Annotated in this window: 10 protein-coding genes and 1 riboswitch; of the genes, 6 read left to right on the top strand and 4 right to left on the bottom strand. The window is 71.4% G+C overall.

From position 1 onward, the window contains the following. Positions 1-116 precede the first annotated feature (116 nt). Both ACFUJY_RS31335 and ACFUJY_RS31330 read right to left on the bottom strand, forming a co-directional pair. Positions 117-302, bottom strand: a complete 186-nt coding sequence (locus ACFUJY_RS31335; RefSeq protein ID WP_383305825.1) for an antitoxin — start codon at positions 300-302, stop codon at positions 117-119. A gap of 188 nt (positions 303-490) precedes the next feature. Further along, on the bottom strand, positions 491-1,357 hold the full coding sequence (locus ACFUJY_RS31330) for a transglycosylase SLT domain-containing protein (RefSeq protein ID WP_383305822.1): 867 nt from the start codon (positions 1,355-1,357) through the stop codon (positions 491-493). A 3-nt stretch (positions 1,358-1,360) separates the two neighbouring features. After that, a riboswitch (cyclic di-AMP (ydaO/yuaA leader) is annotated at positions 1,361-1,545 on the bottom strand. A gap of 421 nt (positions 1,546-1,966) precedes the next feature. On the opposite strand from ACFUJY_RS31330, the gene ACFUJY_RS31325 reads away from it, so the two are divergent. From ACFUJY_RS31325 to ACFUJY_RS31315, 3 genes are read left to right on the top strand one after another with little or no spacing between them, the layout of a single operon-like run. Continuing rightward, the gene (locus tag ACFUJY_RS31325) at positions 1,967-2,809 is read left to right on the top strand and encodes a 2,3-dihydro-2,3-dihydroxybenzoate dehydrogenase (RefSeq protein WP_383305820.1); all 843 of its coding nucleotides are present in this window, start codon (positions 1,967-1,969) and stop codon (positions 2,807-2,809) included. A 51-nt stretch (positions 2,810-2,860) separates the two neighbouring features. Then, positions 2,861-4,519 carry a (2,3-dihydroxybenzoyl)adenylate synthase gene (locus tag ACFUJY_RS31320; RefSeq protein ID WP_383305818.1) on the top strand — a complete coding sequence of 553 codons (1,659 nt, stop codon included), beginning with the start codon at positions 2,861-2,863 and terminating at the stop codon, positions 4,517-4,519. Positions 4,520-4,552: 33 nt separating this feature from the next. Then, complete coding sequence (locus ACFUJY_RS31315) at positions 4,553-5,185, top strand: isochorismatase family protein (protein ID WP_383305816.1); 633 nt, start codon at positions 4,553-4,555, stop codon at positions 5,183-5,185. A gap of 11 nt (positions 5,186-5,196) precedes the next feature. Here ACFUJY_RS31315 and ACFUJY_RS31310 read toward each other — a convergent pair whose 3' ends face one another. Beyond that, the gene (locus ACFUJY_RS31310) at positions 5,197-5,658 is read right to left on the bottom strand and encodes a MarR family winged helix-turn-helix transcriptional regulator (protein WP_383305868.1); all 462 of its coding nucleotides are present in this window, start codon (positions 5,656-5,658) and stop codon (positions 5,197-5,199) included. Positions 5,659-5,811: 153 nt separating this feature from the next. Here ACFUJY_RS31310 and ACFUJY_RS31305 point away from each other — a divergent pair, with 153 nt between their 5' ends. The 3 genes from ACFUJY_RS31305 (at position 5,812) to ACFUJY_RS31295 (ending at position 12,568) form a co-directional block, all read left to right on the top strand. Beyond that, positions 5,812-6,621 carry an alpha/beta fold hydrolase gene (locus ACFUJY_RS31305; RefSeq protein ID WP_383305814.1) on the top strand — a complete coding sequence of 270 codons (810 nt, stop codon included), beginning with the start codon at positions 5,812-5,814 and terminating at the stop codon, positions 6,619-6,621. 177 nt (positions 6,622-6,798) lie between these two features. Continuing rightward, positions 6,799-9,009 carry a HelD family protein gene (locus tag ACFUJY_RS31300; RefSeq protein WP_383305866.1) on the top strand — a complete coding sequence of 737 codons (2,211 nt, stop codon included), beginning with the start codon at positions 6,799-6,801 and terminating at the stop codon, positions 9,007-9,009. A gap of 253 nt (positions 9,010-9,262) precedes the next feature. After that, on the top strand, positions 9,263-12,568 hold the full coding sequence (locus ACFUJY_RS31295; protein WP_383305864.1) for a GH92 family glycosyl hydrolase: 3,306 nt from the start codon (positions 9,263-9,265) through the stop codon (positions 12,566-12,568). A 66-nt stretch (positions 12,569-12,634) separates the two neighbouring features. On the opposite strand, the gene katG is transcribed toward ACFUJY_RS31295, so the two are convergent. Next, complete coding sequence (gene katG / locus ACFUJY_RS31290) at positions 12,635-14,866, bottom strand: catalase/peroxidase HPI (RefSeq protein ID WP_383305812.1); 2,232 nt, start codon at positions 14,864-14,866, stop codon at positions 12,635-12,637. Positions 14,867-14,898: the final 32 nt, after the last annotated feature.

Genomic DNA, 14,898 nt, shown 5'->3' with positions numbered 1-14,898 from the left:
CGGTGCGGCACGTCGGAGGCACCTCCGGCCCGCGCGGCCGGCGGGGGCACGACGCGCGCGAGCGGTGGACGCCACGGCTGTGGCGTCCACCGCTCCCGTACGGTCCGTGCGGGCGCTTACCGGCCCTCGTCCGGCGGCCGGTCGCCGAACTGGTCGTTGAGCTTCTGCTGGGCGGAGTCGACCTGGCCGCCGTACTTGCCGCCGGTCTTCTTGTCGACGTAGTCGCCGCCCTTCTCGACTCCCTGGCGGGCCTGGTCCGGATGCCCCTTGATCATGTCCTTGATCTTGTCGAGCATGCTCATGACTGACCTCCTAGAGACGCTGACCGTTCCAGCATCCACGCCCTGCCGCGCCCTCGCATTCCGGGACGGGCGGTCGCGGCGGTCCGGCCGCGGAGGAGCGGTACGGCATGCGAAAGGGGTGGAAAGAAGCGTTCCGCTTCTTTCCACCCCTGCTCACGGCCCTGCCCCGAGCGCGGGGCCGGTGTGGATCAGTACGCGCCGAAGACGTTGTCCATCGAGCCGTACGTGGCGGCGGCGTAGTTGCACGCGGCCGTGATGTTGGCGACCGGGTCGTAGATGTCCATCGACGTACCGGGCACGTGGTAGGCGTCGAAGGTGGGCTGGATCACCTGGAGCAGACCCTTGGAGGGGGTGCCGTTGACGGCGTTGATGTCCCAGTTGTTGATCGCCATCGGGTTGCCCGAGGACTCGCGCATGATGTTGCGGTAGATGCCGTCGTAGCTGCCCGGGATGCCCTGCTCGGCCATGACGGCCAGGGATTCCTTGATCCAGCCGTCGAGGTCGTCGGTGTACGTGACGGCCGCCTGGGTCTCGGCGGGCTTCTCGGCGGCGACCGGAACGACGGAGCGCTCGGAGCGGTCGGCACGGTCGGCGCTCTCGGCGCGGGGGGCCGTGTCGCCGTTCTTCTCGGCGGTCTCCGCCTTGAACGCGCTCTTCTCCGCGGCCTTAGGGGCGGCGGTCTCGGACTTGGCGCCGATGGTGAGCTTCAGGCCCGGGTGAATGAGGTCGGGGTTGCTGCCGACAGCACCGCGGTTGTCCTTGTACAGCCGCTCCCAGCCGCCGCTGAGGGAATGCCCCTGGGCGATCTTGTAAAGCGAATCGCCGGACACCACGGAATAGGTGGTGGGCGCGGCCTTGCGCACGGCAATTTCCTTGCCGGCGACGGAAGTCGGGGCCGCGGCCTTTTCGGCGACGACGGTCTTGGCGGGGGCGGCGGAGGCCGATCCGGCCGTGATCAGGGGGAGCGCGAGAACGGCTCCGCCCGCGCTGACGGCGATGAAACCGCGGGTCAGGGACGCGGACTTGGCACGACGGTGCTTACCCGTGAGGGGCATGGCGTATTTCCTCTCCGTCGCCTGCGAGGTGAGCTGTCGGGTTCGGACTGGAGATGTCCGGTCGCGCATGGCGACTTCACCCCTAGCCGCTCCGGATTCCGGACCGGCGGCAAACCTGGGTCCCCCGCTCCTGCCGTACGTGAGTGGTCGGGTTACCGGACGGCGGCAGGATTCGGCGTTCCATCCGGATTGATGACGGGACCGTAAGCGAGAAACGACGGCCGGAACAAGCCCGGAATTGCTGATCACAATTGTTTTGCAAGATCAATCAAAGGAAATACTCATGATCGCCCGCGCCGGGGGAAGTCAAATTTCTTGGCACGACTGGGAACCGGGAGATCGGATCGTGCGTCAGAAACGGCCGACGTGACGCTGCCCACTGGAAGCGCAATGTGCATATTCGTCCGTTTTGGGCACATCTGACAGCATCAAAACGGTCCCGATCGCCCTCAATTGACCTTTTGCCTATATGTGAATAAAAGGGACATCCCATGCTGCCCGGGCGGCCGGATCGCCGGTTCCCGCCCCCTCGTCTCCGTGATCACTCTATGGTTAGGCTTACCTAAGTGTTCCCGTCCCCGTTCACCGTCGCTTGGAGATCCCAGGACCATGGCGCCGCATTCCGCCTCTCCCTCTCTTCGCCCCACCGCCTCCGCCCCCGCCGAACAGGAACTCACCGGCCGGCTGGCCCTCGTGACGGGAGCCGGACGCGGCATAGGCGAGGCGGTCGTGCGGGCCCTCGTCGCGCGCGGCTGCCGGGTCCTGGCGACCGACGCGGACCGGGAGGGTGTCGGCGCCCTCTCTCGGGAGCACGACGGGAGCGTCGTCGCCCGGGCCCTGGACGTCACGGACGCGGCGGCCGTCGAGGCCCTGGTCGGCGAGGCCGAGGACACGCTCGGCGCCCTCGACATCGCGGTCAACGTCGCCGGGATACTGCGCTGTTCACCCGTCACCGAGCTGACCGACGAGGACTGGCGGGCCACCTTCGCCGTGAACACCGACGGGGTGTTCCACGTCTCGCGGTCCGTCGCGCGCCGGATGGCGGACCGGGGCGCGGGCAGCATCGTCACCGTCGCGTCCAACGCGGCCGGCATCCCCCGTACGACCATGGCGGCGTACGCCGCGTCGAAGGCCGCGGCCGTCATGTTCACCAAGTGCCTCGGCCTGGAACTGGCCCCCCGGGGCGTCCGCTGCAACACCGTGTCGCCCGGCTCCACGCTCACCGACATGCAGCGCGGGATGTGGCCCGCCGGGGAAGCCCACGACGACGGGCCCGCCGCGCAGCGCGTCATAGCCGGCGACCTGGCCAGCTACCGCACGGGCATCCCGCTCGGCCGGATCGCCGAACCGGCGGACATCGCCGAGGCGGTCGCCTTCCTCGTGTCCGACCGGGCCCGCCACATCACCCTGCACGACCTGTACGTCGACGGCGGCGCCACGCTGCGCGCCTGACCCGTCCGCCCGGCACCCCGCAAACGGCCCTCCCCCTGGAGACGTGGATCGATGACCGCCTCACCGTACGAAGACGCCCCGACCTGGCCCGCCGAGTTCGCCGCCCGTTACCGCGCGGCAGGGCACTGGCGCGGCGAGACCTTCACGAGCATGCTGCGCGAACGGGCCGAGGCCCACGGCGACCGCGTCGCGCTGATCGACCCCGCGCCCACGCGCCGCGCCTGGACGTACCGGGAGCTGGACGAGCGCGCGGCCCGGCTGGCGGCCGGCTTCCGGGCGCGCGGGATAGCCAGGGGCGACCGGGTCGTCGTCCAGCTGCCCAACATCGCCGAGTTCGCCGAGGTGGTCTTCGCCCTCTTCCGCATCGGCGCACTCCCCGTCTACGCGCTGCCCGCCCACCGCGAGACGGAGATCGGCTACTTCTGCTCCTTCGCCGAGGCCGTCGCCTACGTCGTCCCGGACCAGCACGCCGGATTCGACCACCGCGCGCTGGCCACCGCCGTCCGGGAGCAGGCGCCCACCCTGAAGCACGTGTTCGTCGTCGGCGACCCGGGCGAGCACACCGCCCTGTCCGACGTGCCGTGCGACGCGGACGGGGAGCCCGAGGACGGGCCCGAGCCGCACGACCTGGCCTTCCTCCAGCTGTCCGGGGGCACCACGGGGGTGCCCAAGCTCATCCCCCGTACGCACGACGACTACATCTACTCGCTGCGCGGCTCCAACGAGATCTGCGGCGTCGACGCGGACACCCGCTTCCTGGTGGTCCTGCCCGCCGCGCACAACTTCCCGATGAGCTCGCCCGGCTGGCTCGGCACGCTGTACGCGGGCGGCACCGTCGTCCTGTGCCCGCGCCCCGACCCGGCCACCGCGTTCCCGGTCATCGAGCGGGAGCGCGTCACCATGACGGGCATGGTCCCGCCGCTCGCCCTGGTGTGGACGGACGCGGCGGCCTCGGCGGAGCAGGACCTGTCGAGCCTCGGTCTGGTCCTCGTCGGCGGCGCCAAGTACAGCGAGACGGCGGCCCGGCGCCTCGAACCGGCGCTCGGCTGCCGGCTGATGCAGGTCTTCGGGATGGCCGAGGGACTCGTCAACTACACCCGGCTGGACGACGACCACGAGACGATCGTCTCCACCCAGGGCCGTCCGATCTCCGAGGACGACGAGATCCGCATCGTTGACGACGCCGGACAAGAGGTCCCCGACGGGCAGTTCGGGCATCTGCTGACCCGGGGCCCGTACACGATCCGCGGCTACTGGCGCGCCCCCGAACACAACAGGACCGCGTTCACCGAGGACGGGTTCTACCGCACGGGCGACATCGTGCGCCGTACCCCGAGCGGCCATCTCGTCGTGGAGGGGCGGGCGAAGGACCAGATCAACCGGGGCGGCGAGAAGGTCGCGCCCGAGGAGATCGAGAACATCATCCTCGCCCACCCGTCGGTGCACGACGTGTCGGTGGTCGGTGTGGCCGACCCGTATCTCGGTGAACGCACCCTGGCGTACGTCATCCTGCGCGAGGGCGCCGAACCGCCCGGGGCGCTCGCCGTGAAGCGGCATGTGCGCGCACACGGAATCGCCGCGTACAAGGTGCCCGACCTCGTGGAGTTCGTGGACGCCTTCCCGCAGACGGGGATCGGCAAGGTCAGCAAGAAGGGCCTGCGCACCGATGCGGCACCCGTCACCGCGTCAACTCCCCCCGTTCAGAACTGAGTCCGCTCCGCGCGGCACCGAAAGGCTGCTCCCATGGCACTTCCCGCCATCGCCCCCTATCCCCTGCCCGGCGCCGGCGAGCTCCCGGCGAACCGGGTCGGCTGGACCGTCGACCCGGCGCGCGCCGTGCTGCTCGTCCACGACCTCCAGAACCACTTCCTGCGCGCGTACCGCCCCGGCGAGGAGCCGCTGACCGGCATGCTCGCGAACACCGCCCGGGTGATGGAGGCCGCGCGCCGCGCCGGCATCCCGGTGGTGCACTCGGCGCAGCGCGGCGGGCAGAGCGCCGAAGAGCGCGGTCTTCAGCTGGACTTCTGGGGGCCGGGGATGGCGGACGATCCGGAGGCCCTGGCCGCACCGGCCGAGGTGGCGCCGGCGCCGGGCGACACGGTGCTCACCAAGTGGAAGTACAGCGCCTTCGTCCGCACCGAGCTGGAATCCCTCATCCGCGACGACGGCCGCGACCAGCTGGTGATCACCGGTGTGTACGCGCACATCGGCGTGCTGATGAGCGCGGCCGACGCGTGGATGCGGGACATCCAGGCGTTCGTGGTGGCCGACGCGGTCGCGGACTTCTCGCGCGAGGACCACGACATGGCGCTGCGCTGGGCGGCGGGCCGCTGCGCGGTCGTGACGACGACGGACGCGCTACTGAAGGAGATCTGAGCCCGCGCGCCTCACGGCCGGAGGCGGCCCGCCGCCTCCGGTGCGAGGTGCCGGGCGAGCACGTCGAGTGCCTCGCCGACCGTGCGCAGCGTCTCCGGGTCGTCCGTGCCCAGCGCCGCGCTCAGGGCGCCGTCGATCCGGGCGGCCCGCACCTCGGCCACCCGCTCCGAGGCCTCGGAGGCCGTACGGATCAGCTGCCGCCTGCCGTCCGCCGGATCGGGAGCCGTCACGAACGATCCGGTCTCCTTCAGCCGGGCCACGGCACCGGACACCTGGCTCTGCGGCAGGCCCGTGCGCCCGGCGATCTCGCTCACGGAGGTGTCCTGGTGCCCCAGGACGTCGCTCAGTACGACCAGGGCGGCCCGGGTGCCTCCGCGCTTCGCCGCGCCGGCGGCGGACGACGGCTCCGGCAGCGCTTCCTCACCGATCTTCATCAGCGTCCGCCCGAGCAGGAACAACCGGACCGGTGTCATCTCAGCACTCATGGCCGAACCCTACCTCTGCCCATCACTACCGATACATCTCTTTAGATGCATCTCTATTGATGCATCTAAAGAGATGGAGTACGGTCGGGGGCACCCGCCGGCGCCCTCCGCGCCGGCCACCTCACCGACCGGGAGACCCCGATGTTCCTCGACACCGACGGCGCCACCCTCTACTACGAGGTCCGGGGCACCGGCCCCCTGCTGCTCCTGTCGCAGAGCGGCGAGGGCGGCGCCGGCCGGAGCACCGACCTGGTCGACCACCTCACCGACCGGTACACCGTGGTCACCTACGACCGCCGGGGCCTGTCCCGCAGCACGCTCGCCGGCCCCGAGCGCGGCGTGACCATGGAGCAGCACGCCGACGACGTGCACCGACTGCTGGCCGAACTCACCGACGAGCCCGCCCTGATGCTGGGATGCAGCATGGGCGCCGCGATCGGGCTCCACCTCGCGGTGGCCCACCCCGGCCGGCTGCGCACCCTCGTGGCGCACGACCCGGTCTCCCCCTCCCTGCTGCCCGCAGGCCCGCGCGCCGGGCACGCGGCGGAACTCACCCACCTCCAGGAGAAGTACCGCGAGAGCGGGCTGCGGGCCGCGCTCCCGGAGATCGCCCGGGTCCTCGGCATCGACCCGGCCCGCCAGGAGACCGAGCCGGACCTGACGCCCATGCCGCTCACCCCGGAGCGGGCCGCCGACTTCGGCTTCTTCATCGCGCGCGACTTCACGGCCGTCATCGAGGCCGAACTCGACCGGGAGGCGCTGCGGACGTCCCCGGTGCGCATCGTGCCCGCCGGCGGCGCCATCACCGCACCGGACGTCTTCGTCGGACAGTGCGCGCAGCGGCTGGCCGGGCTGGTGGGGCGGGAATTCGTCACCTTCCCCGGCGGGCACAACGGAAACACCACCCACCCCCGGGCGTACGCCGCACGGCTGCGCGAGGTCCTGGGGTAGACGCGGCCCGGGACTCCCAGGGCAAAGAGAAATCCCCGGTCCGAAATTGCGGACCGGGGATTTGCCCACGTATATTGAGTGATTCTGTGCACCCACAGAAAAGGCCCCGCACCGGGGGCCAACAAGAATCACCATATCCGTCAGGGAGCTGTTTTGTCAACTCGGGAAAGCGCCGAATTGCAGAAGGAACAGGAATACATCGACCGGCTCCACCACCGCGTCGACGTCCTGCGCGGTGACGCCGCCGAGCAGGTCCAGGACGCCCTGACGCCGGTCGGCACCGGCCAGCAGGCCCGCCTCGAACGCGATGTCCTGGTCGCCGAGCGCTCCGGACTGCTCGCCGCTCTGAACGCGGTGGACGGCTCACTCTGTTTCGGCCGTATCGATCTCACGGACGGCGACACGCACCATATCGGCCGTATCGGAATCCGAGAGGACGACAGCGAGCACACGCCTTTGCTGATCGACTGGCGCGCCCCGGTCGCCCGCCCCTTCTATCTCGCCACCCATCACACCCCGATGGGCCTGCGCAGACGCCGCCACCTCACGACCGAGGGCCGCACGGTGACCGAGCTGCACGACGAGATCCTGGACGTCGGGGACCAGGAACGCACCGGTTTCGAGGACCCGAGCGGCGACACGGTCCTGCTCGCCGCGGTGAACTCGGCGCGCACCGGACGCATGGCGGACATCGTGCGGACCATCCAGGCGGAGCAGGACCGCATCATCCGGGCGCCGCACCGGGGCGTCCTGGTGGTCGAGGGCGGGCCGGGCACCGGCAAGACGGCCGTCGCGCTGCACCGGGCGGCCTTCCTGCTGTACGAGCAGCGGGAGCTGCTGGCCAAGCGGGCGGTCCTCATCGTGGGCCCGAACCCGGCCTTCCTCAGCTACATCGGCGAGGTGCTGCCCTCGCTCGGTGAGACCGGCGTCCTGCTCGCCACCCAGGCCGAGCTGTACCCGGGCGTCCACGCGCGCGGCACGGACACGCCCCGGGCCGCGGCCGTGAAGGGAGGCGCGTCCATGGCGGAGGCGCTGGCGCTCGCCGTGCGGGACCGGCAGCTGCTGCCCGAGCCGGGCGCCCCGCTGGTCGTCCCGCACGACGACGGCGACCTGGTCCTGGACTGGGAGATCGCCTACGAGGCCCGGCAGGGGGCCCGGGACACCCGGCTGCCGCACAACCTCGCCCGGCCGCACTTCGCCTTCCGGATCATCGACGCGCTGACCGCCCAGCTCACCGAGCGCATCGGCGCCGACCCGTACGGCGGGCCGAACTTCCTGGGCCCGGACGACGTCGCCCAGCTCGGCAAGGCGGTCGCCGTCAGCCAGGAGGTGCACACCGCGATCGAGGGGCTGTGGCCGGCCCTCACCCCCGAGGGCTTCCTCGCCGACTACCTGGCCGAGCCGGTGCACCTGCCGGAGGCGGACGCGGCGGCCATCCGGCGGGCGCCCGGCGACGGGGCGTGGACACCGGCCGACGTGCCGCTGCTGGACGAGGCCGCCGAGCTGCTCGGGGTGGACGACAGCGCCGAGCGGGCGGCGGCCGAGGCGGAGCGCCAGGAGCGGATCGCGTACGCCCAGGGCGTTCTCGAACTGTCCCGGGGCTCGGAGTCCTTCGAGTTCGAGGACGAGGAGTCGGAGCTGCTCGCCGCCCACGACGTCATCGACGCGGAGCGGATGGCGGAGCGCCAGGAGGAGGCCGACCACCGCAGCGCGGCCGAGCGGGCCGCCGCCGACCGCACGTGGGCGTTCGGGCACATCATCGTGGACGAGGCGCAGGAGCTGTCGCCGATGGCGTGGCGGCTGCTGATGCGGCGGTCGCCGACCCGGTCGATGACGCTGGTGGGCGACCCGGCGCAGACCTCGGAGGAGGCCGGGGTCGGCTCGTGGCGGGAGATCCTGGAGCCGTACGTGGGCGACCGGTACGAGCACGTGCGGCTCGGGGTCAACTACCGTACGCCCGCCGAGGTGATGGAGGTCGCGGCGAAGGTGCTGCGGGCCGTGGACCCGTCGTTCGAGCCGCCGGGGTCGGTGCGCTCCACGGGCGAGGTGCCGTGGGTGCGGGACGCGGGGGCGGATCTGGCGGGCGCGGTGGCGCGGGCGGTCGGGGAGCTGACGCCCGCCGAGGGGCGCCTCGCGGTGATCGCGCCGCGCGAGCTGCACGAGGAGATCGCGGCGCCGATGGACGGGATCGTGCCCGGCGGCGAGCCGGATCTGACCCGGACGGTGGTGCTGCTGGGGCCCCGGCAGGCCAAGGGCCTCGAATTCGACCACGTCCTGGTGGTGGAGCCCGGCCGGTTCGGCACCAGCGACCTGTACGTGGCGCTGACCCGGGCCACGCAGCGGCTGGGCGTCCTGCACCGGGAGGCGCTTCCGGCGTCCCTGCGCTGACGGGCCGCAACCGGGTGCGCGGGCCGGGCTGTTGTACGCGGACAGCCCGGCCGGACGGATGGATTCCGGAGAGCCTTGACACCCCGGACCGGCAGGAGGAGCATCCTCACGTCGTTGACAACGTTGTCGGGGCGACGCCGTTCCTCCTCGGTCACGGCGCCGGCCTCGCGCCGCGTTGACCGTCCGTCACATCAGAAGGGCAGGAACGGTGCCACAGACGCACAAACGTCGTACGCACACCGCGATCCGGGCCGTGGGCTCCGTCACGGCCGCCGCGATGGCCGTCGCGGGGCTCGCGGTCGCCACCGCCCCCGCTTCGGCCGCGCCGGGCAGGGACCTCGTGAAGAACCCGGTGTCGTACGTCGATCCCCTCATCGGCACGTCCAACGCGGGCAACACCTACCCGGGCGCCGTGCAGCCGTTCGGCATGCTGGCGTGGAGCCCGCAGAATTCGAGGGGCAAGCAGGTCTCGACGCCCGCTCCCGGCGGCTACCAGTACGACGCGAAGAAGATCCGCGGCTTCAGCCTCACCCACCTCAACGGTGTGGGCTGCTCGGGCGCGAACGGCGACATCCCGATCATGCCGTACGTGGGAGACGTGGACTCCTCCCCCACCTCGGACACCAAGGACGCGAAGTACGCGAGCGACTTCTCGCACGACGACGAGACGGCCACCCCCGGGTACTACCGGGTCGGCCTGGCCGGCGGTGCTTCGGCGGCGCTGACCACGACCGCCAGGACGGGGTCGGGGAAGTTCGGCTTCCCGGCGGACAAGCCCGCCAGCCTGCTCTTCCGCACCTCCAACTCGGAGACCGGCAGCACCGACGCCACCGTGCGGATCGACAAGGCCGCGCGGACGGTGACGGGTTCGGTCACGGCCGGCAACTTCTGCGGACCGCAGAGCGCGAACAACCGCAAGGACCTCTACACGCTGTACTTCACCGCCCACTTCGACCAGCCCTTCGCGAAGGTCGGCACCTGGAAGGACGGCACGCTCACCCCCGGCTCCACCTCCGCCTCCGGCGGCACGGGCTACAGCTCGTCCGGCAACGCGGTCGAGGGCAAGGGCTCCGGCGGGTACGTCACCTTCGCGGACGGCACCACCGAGGCGCGCGTCAGGGTCGCCGTCTCGTACGTGAGCGCCGCGAACGCCGAGGCCAACCTCCGCAAGGAGAACGGGCCCGGCCGGAGCTTCGACTCGGTGAAGCGGCGGGCGGCGGCCAACTGGAACAAGGCGCTGAAGGCCGTCGAGATCGGCGGCGGCACCGACACGCAGCGCACCGCGTTCTACACCGCGCTGTACCACTCCATGCTGGAGCCGACCCTGACCAGCGACGTGGACGGCCGCTACCTCGGCGCCGACCGCAAGCCGCACCGGCTCGCCAAGGGGCAGAAGGAGCAGTACGGCACCTTCTCGGGCTGGGACCAGTACCGGGCGCAGGTGCAGCTGATGGCGCTGCTCAACCCGAGGGCGGGCAGCGACTACGCGCAGTCCCTGTTCAACTACGCGAACCAGCGGGACGGCGAGTGGGACCGCTGGCTGCTGGAGAACGGCAAGACGAGCGTGATGTCGGGCGACCCGTCCGACGCGGCGCTCGCCGGGATCTACGCCTTCGGCGGCCGTGACTTCGACGTCGAGGGCGCGCTGAAGTCGCTGGTGAAGGCGGCGACCGTGCCGACCGCCAACGACTCCGACAGCGCCGGCTGCAACGTCGAGTGCGTGGGCCAGCGCCCCGCGCTGGACAAGTACCTGGAGCTCGGGTACGTACCGGCGGACAACTGCCACTGCTGGGGCGGGGCGGCCGAGACGCTGGAGGACGCGGCGGCCGACTACGGTCTGTCGGAGCTGTCCCGGCGGCTGGGCCACAAGGGCGACGCCAAGATGTTCCTGGACCGGTCGGGCAACTGGACGAACGTGTTCGACGCCAACGCCACCGAGCACGGCGGGTACATACGCGACCGGAAGTCCGACGGCAGCTGGGCGGGCACCTTCACCCCCGGCACCGGCGCCGGGTTCGTGGAGGGCACCAGCGCCCGGTACACCTGGATGGTCTACTCCGACGTGGCCGGTCTCGCCGGTGCGATGGGCGGCAACGAGCGCGCCACGGAGCGGCTGGACGCGTTCTTCCGCACGCCCGACGGGAAGTTCGACTTCTCGGCGAAGGACGCCACGCGCTACGACCCGACGAACGAGCCCGACATCAACGCGCCCTACCTGTACAACTACTTCGGCGCCCCGTACAAGACGCAGGAGACGGTCCGCGCCGAGCTGGACCAGCTGTGGACCGACGGTCCCGGCGGGATTCCGGGGAACGACGACGCGGGGACCATGTCGTCCTGGTACGTCTTCTCGGCGCTCGGCGTGTACCCGCAGAACCCGAGCCGCGCCGATCTGACGCTGACCGCGCCGCTGTTCCCGCACGCGGTCGTGCACACGGGGCACGGCAAGCGGATCACCATCGAGGCACCGGCCGCGTCGGCGGACCACACGTACATCCACGGGCTGAAGGTGAACGGCCGCACGTCCACGAAGGCGTGGGTCGGTGACTCGCTCGTGGAGCACGGCGGGCGGCTGGACTTCACGCTCGGCACCGAGCCCGACACCTCCTGGGGCAGCGCACCGGCCGACGCGCCGCCGTCCTTCCCCGGCGGCGGGCTGAAGTACTTCACCGGGGCCTCCCCCGACCAGCTGAAGGTCGAACCGGGCGGCGAGGGCGCGCAGACCGTGGTCAAGGTGCAGAGCCTGGAGACGAAGGCCACCACCGTGCACTGGACGGCGGACGCGCCGGACGGGGTCACCGTGAGCCCGTCCGAGGGCGACTTCACGGTCCCGGCGAGCGGCGCGGCGCAGGCCAAGCTCACCGTGGCGGCGGGGAAGGACACCGCCGAGGGCTACTACACGGTCCCGGTGACGCTCACGTCCTCGTCGGGTGCGGACCTGCCGAAGACGTCGGCGGCGGTGACGGTCGCCGAGAAGAACGGTCTGCTGTGGAACCGCAACAGCACCGGGATCTCGGCGGACGACGAGAACCCACAGGCCAACTTCGACGGTGAGGGCTGGAGTTACTCGGCCCAGGCGCTGGCGGCGGCCGGTGCGGAGCCGGGCGCCACGGTCTCCTCGGGCGGCTTCGACTTCAGCTGGCCGAAGGTGAAGGCCGGTGACCCGGACAACATCGAGGTGACCGGGACGACCCCCCAGGTGCTGGACGTCGCCTCGGACGAGGGTGACACGGAGCTGGCGTTCCTCGGCAGCGCCGCCGAGGGCAAGGCGTCGGGCACGGTGACGCTCACGTACACCGACGGCACCACGCAGCGGGCCGAGATCGGCTTCAGCGACTGGACGCTGGGCGGCGGCTCGCAGCAGCCGTCGTACGGGAACACGGTGGCGGTGCACACCGAGTACCGCGATGTGCAGGGCGGCGGAAAGGACCCGGTGGGCACCGAGGTCTTCACGACCGCGCCCATCGCGCTCCAGGCCGGGAAGCGGCTCGCGTCCGTGACGCTGCCGGGCACCACGGACGGCGGGATCATCCACGTCTTCGCGGTGGCCACCGCCTGACGGCATCCGGACGACGGCAAGGGCCGGTCCCCCTCCTCGGGGGCCGGCCCTTGCGGCGTCATCGGATCAGACGAGGTCGAACCGGTCCAGGTTCATGACCTTGTCCCAGGCGGCGACGAAGTCGCGCACGAACTTCTCCTTGGCGTCGTCGCTCGCGTAGACCTCGGCGACGGCGCGCAGTTCGGAGTTCGAGCCGAAGACCAGGTCGGCACGGGTACCGGTCCAGCGGACCTCACCGGTGACGGCGTCCCGGCCCTCGAAGGCGCTCTGGTCGTCGGCCGTCGACTTCCACGTCGTGCCCATGTCGAGCAGGTTGACGAAGAAGTCGTTGGTCAGCGTGCCCGGGGCGTCGGTGAGCACACCGTGCGAGGTCTGCTGGTGGTTGGCGCCCAGGACGCGCAGCCCGCCGACGAGGACCGTCATCTCGGGCGCACTCAGGTTCAGCAGGTTCGCCCGGTCGAGCAGCAGGTACTCGGCGGGCAGCCGGTTGCCCTTGCCCAGGAAGTTGCGGAAGCCGTCGGCGACCGGCTCCAGCTCGACGAAGGACTCCACGTCGGTCTGGTCCTGCGAGGCGTCGACCCGGCCCGGGGTGAACGGCACCTCGATGTCCGTACCGGCGTCCTTGGCCGCCTTCTCGACCCCGGCGGCGCCCGCGAGGACGATCAGGTCGGCGAGGGAGACCTGCTTGCCGCCCTGCTGCTCGGCGTTGAAGGACTCCTGGACGGACTGGAGCGTACGCAGGACGCCCGCGAGGCGGTCCGGGTCGTTGACCTCCCAGCCGTTCTGCGGTTCGAGGCGGATGCGCGCGCCGTTGGCGCCGCCCCGCTTGTCGCTGCCCCGGAAGGACGAGGCCGAGGCCCAGGCGGTGGAGACCAGCTCGGAGACGGACAGGCCGGAGGCGAGGACCTTCTCCTTGAGCGCCGCGACGTCGGCGGCGTCGATCAGCTCGTGGGTGCGCTCGGGCAGCGGGTCCTGCCAGATCAGGGTCTCCTGCGGGACCTCGGGGCCGAGGTAGCGGACGACCGGTCCCATGTCGCGGTGGGTCAGCTTGAACCAGGCGCGGGCGAAGGCGTCGGCGAACTCCTGCGGGTTCTCGTGGAAGCGCCGCGAGATCTGCTCGTACGCCGGGTCGAAGCGCAGCGACAGGTCGGTGGTGAGCATGGTCGGGGCGTGGCTCTTCGACGGGTCGTGCGCGTCGGGCACGGTGCCCGCGCCCGCGCCGTCCTTCGGGCGCCACTGGTGGGCGCCGGCCGGGCTCTTGAACAACTCCCACTCGTAGCCGAAGAGGATGTTGAAGAAGCTGTTGTCCCAGGTGGTGGGGGTGTCCGTCCAGATGCCTTCGAGGCCGCTGGTGATGGTGTCGCCGCCCTTGCCGGTGCCGTGCGAGCTCTCCCAGCCGAGGCCCTGGCGCTCCATCGGGGCCGCCTCGGGGTCGGGGCCGACGGCGTCGGCGGGACCGGCGCCGTGCGTCTTGCCGAAGGTGTGGCCGCCGGCGATCAGGGCGACGGTCTCCTCGTCGTTCATCGCCATGCGGCGGAACGTCTCGCGGATGTCGCGGGCCGCGGCGATCGGGTCCGGGTTGCCGTTGGGGCCCTCCGGGTTGACGTAGATGAGGCCCATCTGCACGGCGCCGAGCGGGTTCTCCAGCTCCCGGTCGCCGGTGTAGCGCTCGTCGCCGAGCCAGGTGGTCTCGGGGCCCCAGTAGACGTCCTCGTCGGGCTCCCAGGCGTCAACGCGGCCGCCGCCGAAGCCGAAGGTCTTGAAGCCCATGGTCTCCAGGGCGACGTTGCCGGTGAGGACGAGCAGGTCGGCCCAGGAGAGGTTCTTGCCGTACTTCTTCTTGACCGGCCACAGCAGGCGGCGCGCCTTGTCGAGGCTCGCGTTGTCCGGCCAGCTGTTGAGGGGGGCGAAGCGCTGCTGGCCGGAGCCGGCGCCGCCGCGGCCGTCGCTGATGCGGTACGTGCCGGCGCTGTGCCAGGCCATCCGGACCATGAAGGGGCCGTAGTTGCCGAAGTCGGCGGGCCACCAGTCCTGCGAGGTGGTCAGCACCTCGGCGATGTCCCGCTTGACGGCGGGCAGGTCGAGCGCGTTGAAGGCCGCGGCGTAGTCGAAGTCCTCGCCGAGCGGGTTGGCCACGGCGGGGTTCTTGGCGAGAATCCGCACGTTGAGCCGCTCCGGCCACCACTGGCGGTTGCCGCCGCCCTGGGTGGGGTGCGGCGCGCGACCGTGCGCGACGGGGCAGCCGCCGGCCTCCTCCGACTTGGGGTCGGTGACGATCGCGTCGTGGTTCTCAGTCATGGAATTCCTTCCGGACGGGGCGGATCTCGGTG

Source organism: Streptomyces sp. NPDC057249 (genome assembly GCF_042669245.1).
GTDB lineage: Bacteria > Actinomycetota > Actinomycetes > Streptomycetales > Streptomycetaceae > Streptomyces.
Note: the sequence above shows the minus strand (reverse complement) of the source record. Positions and strands in the feature narration are given on the sequence as shown.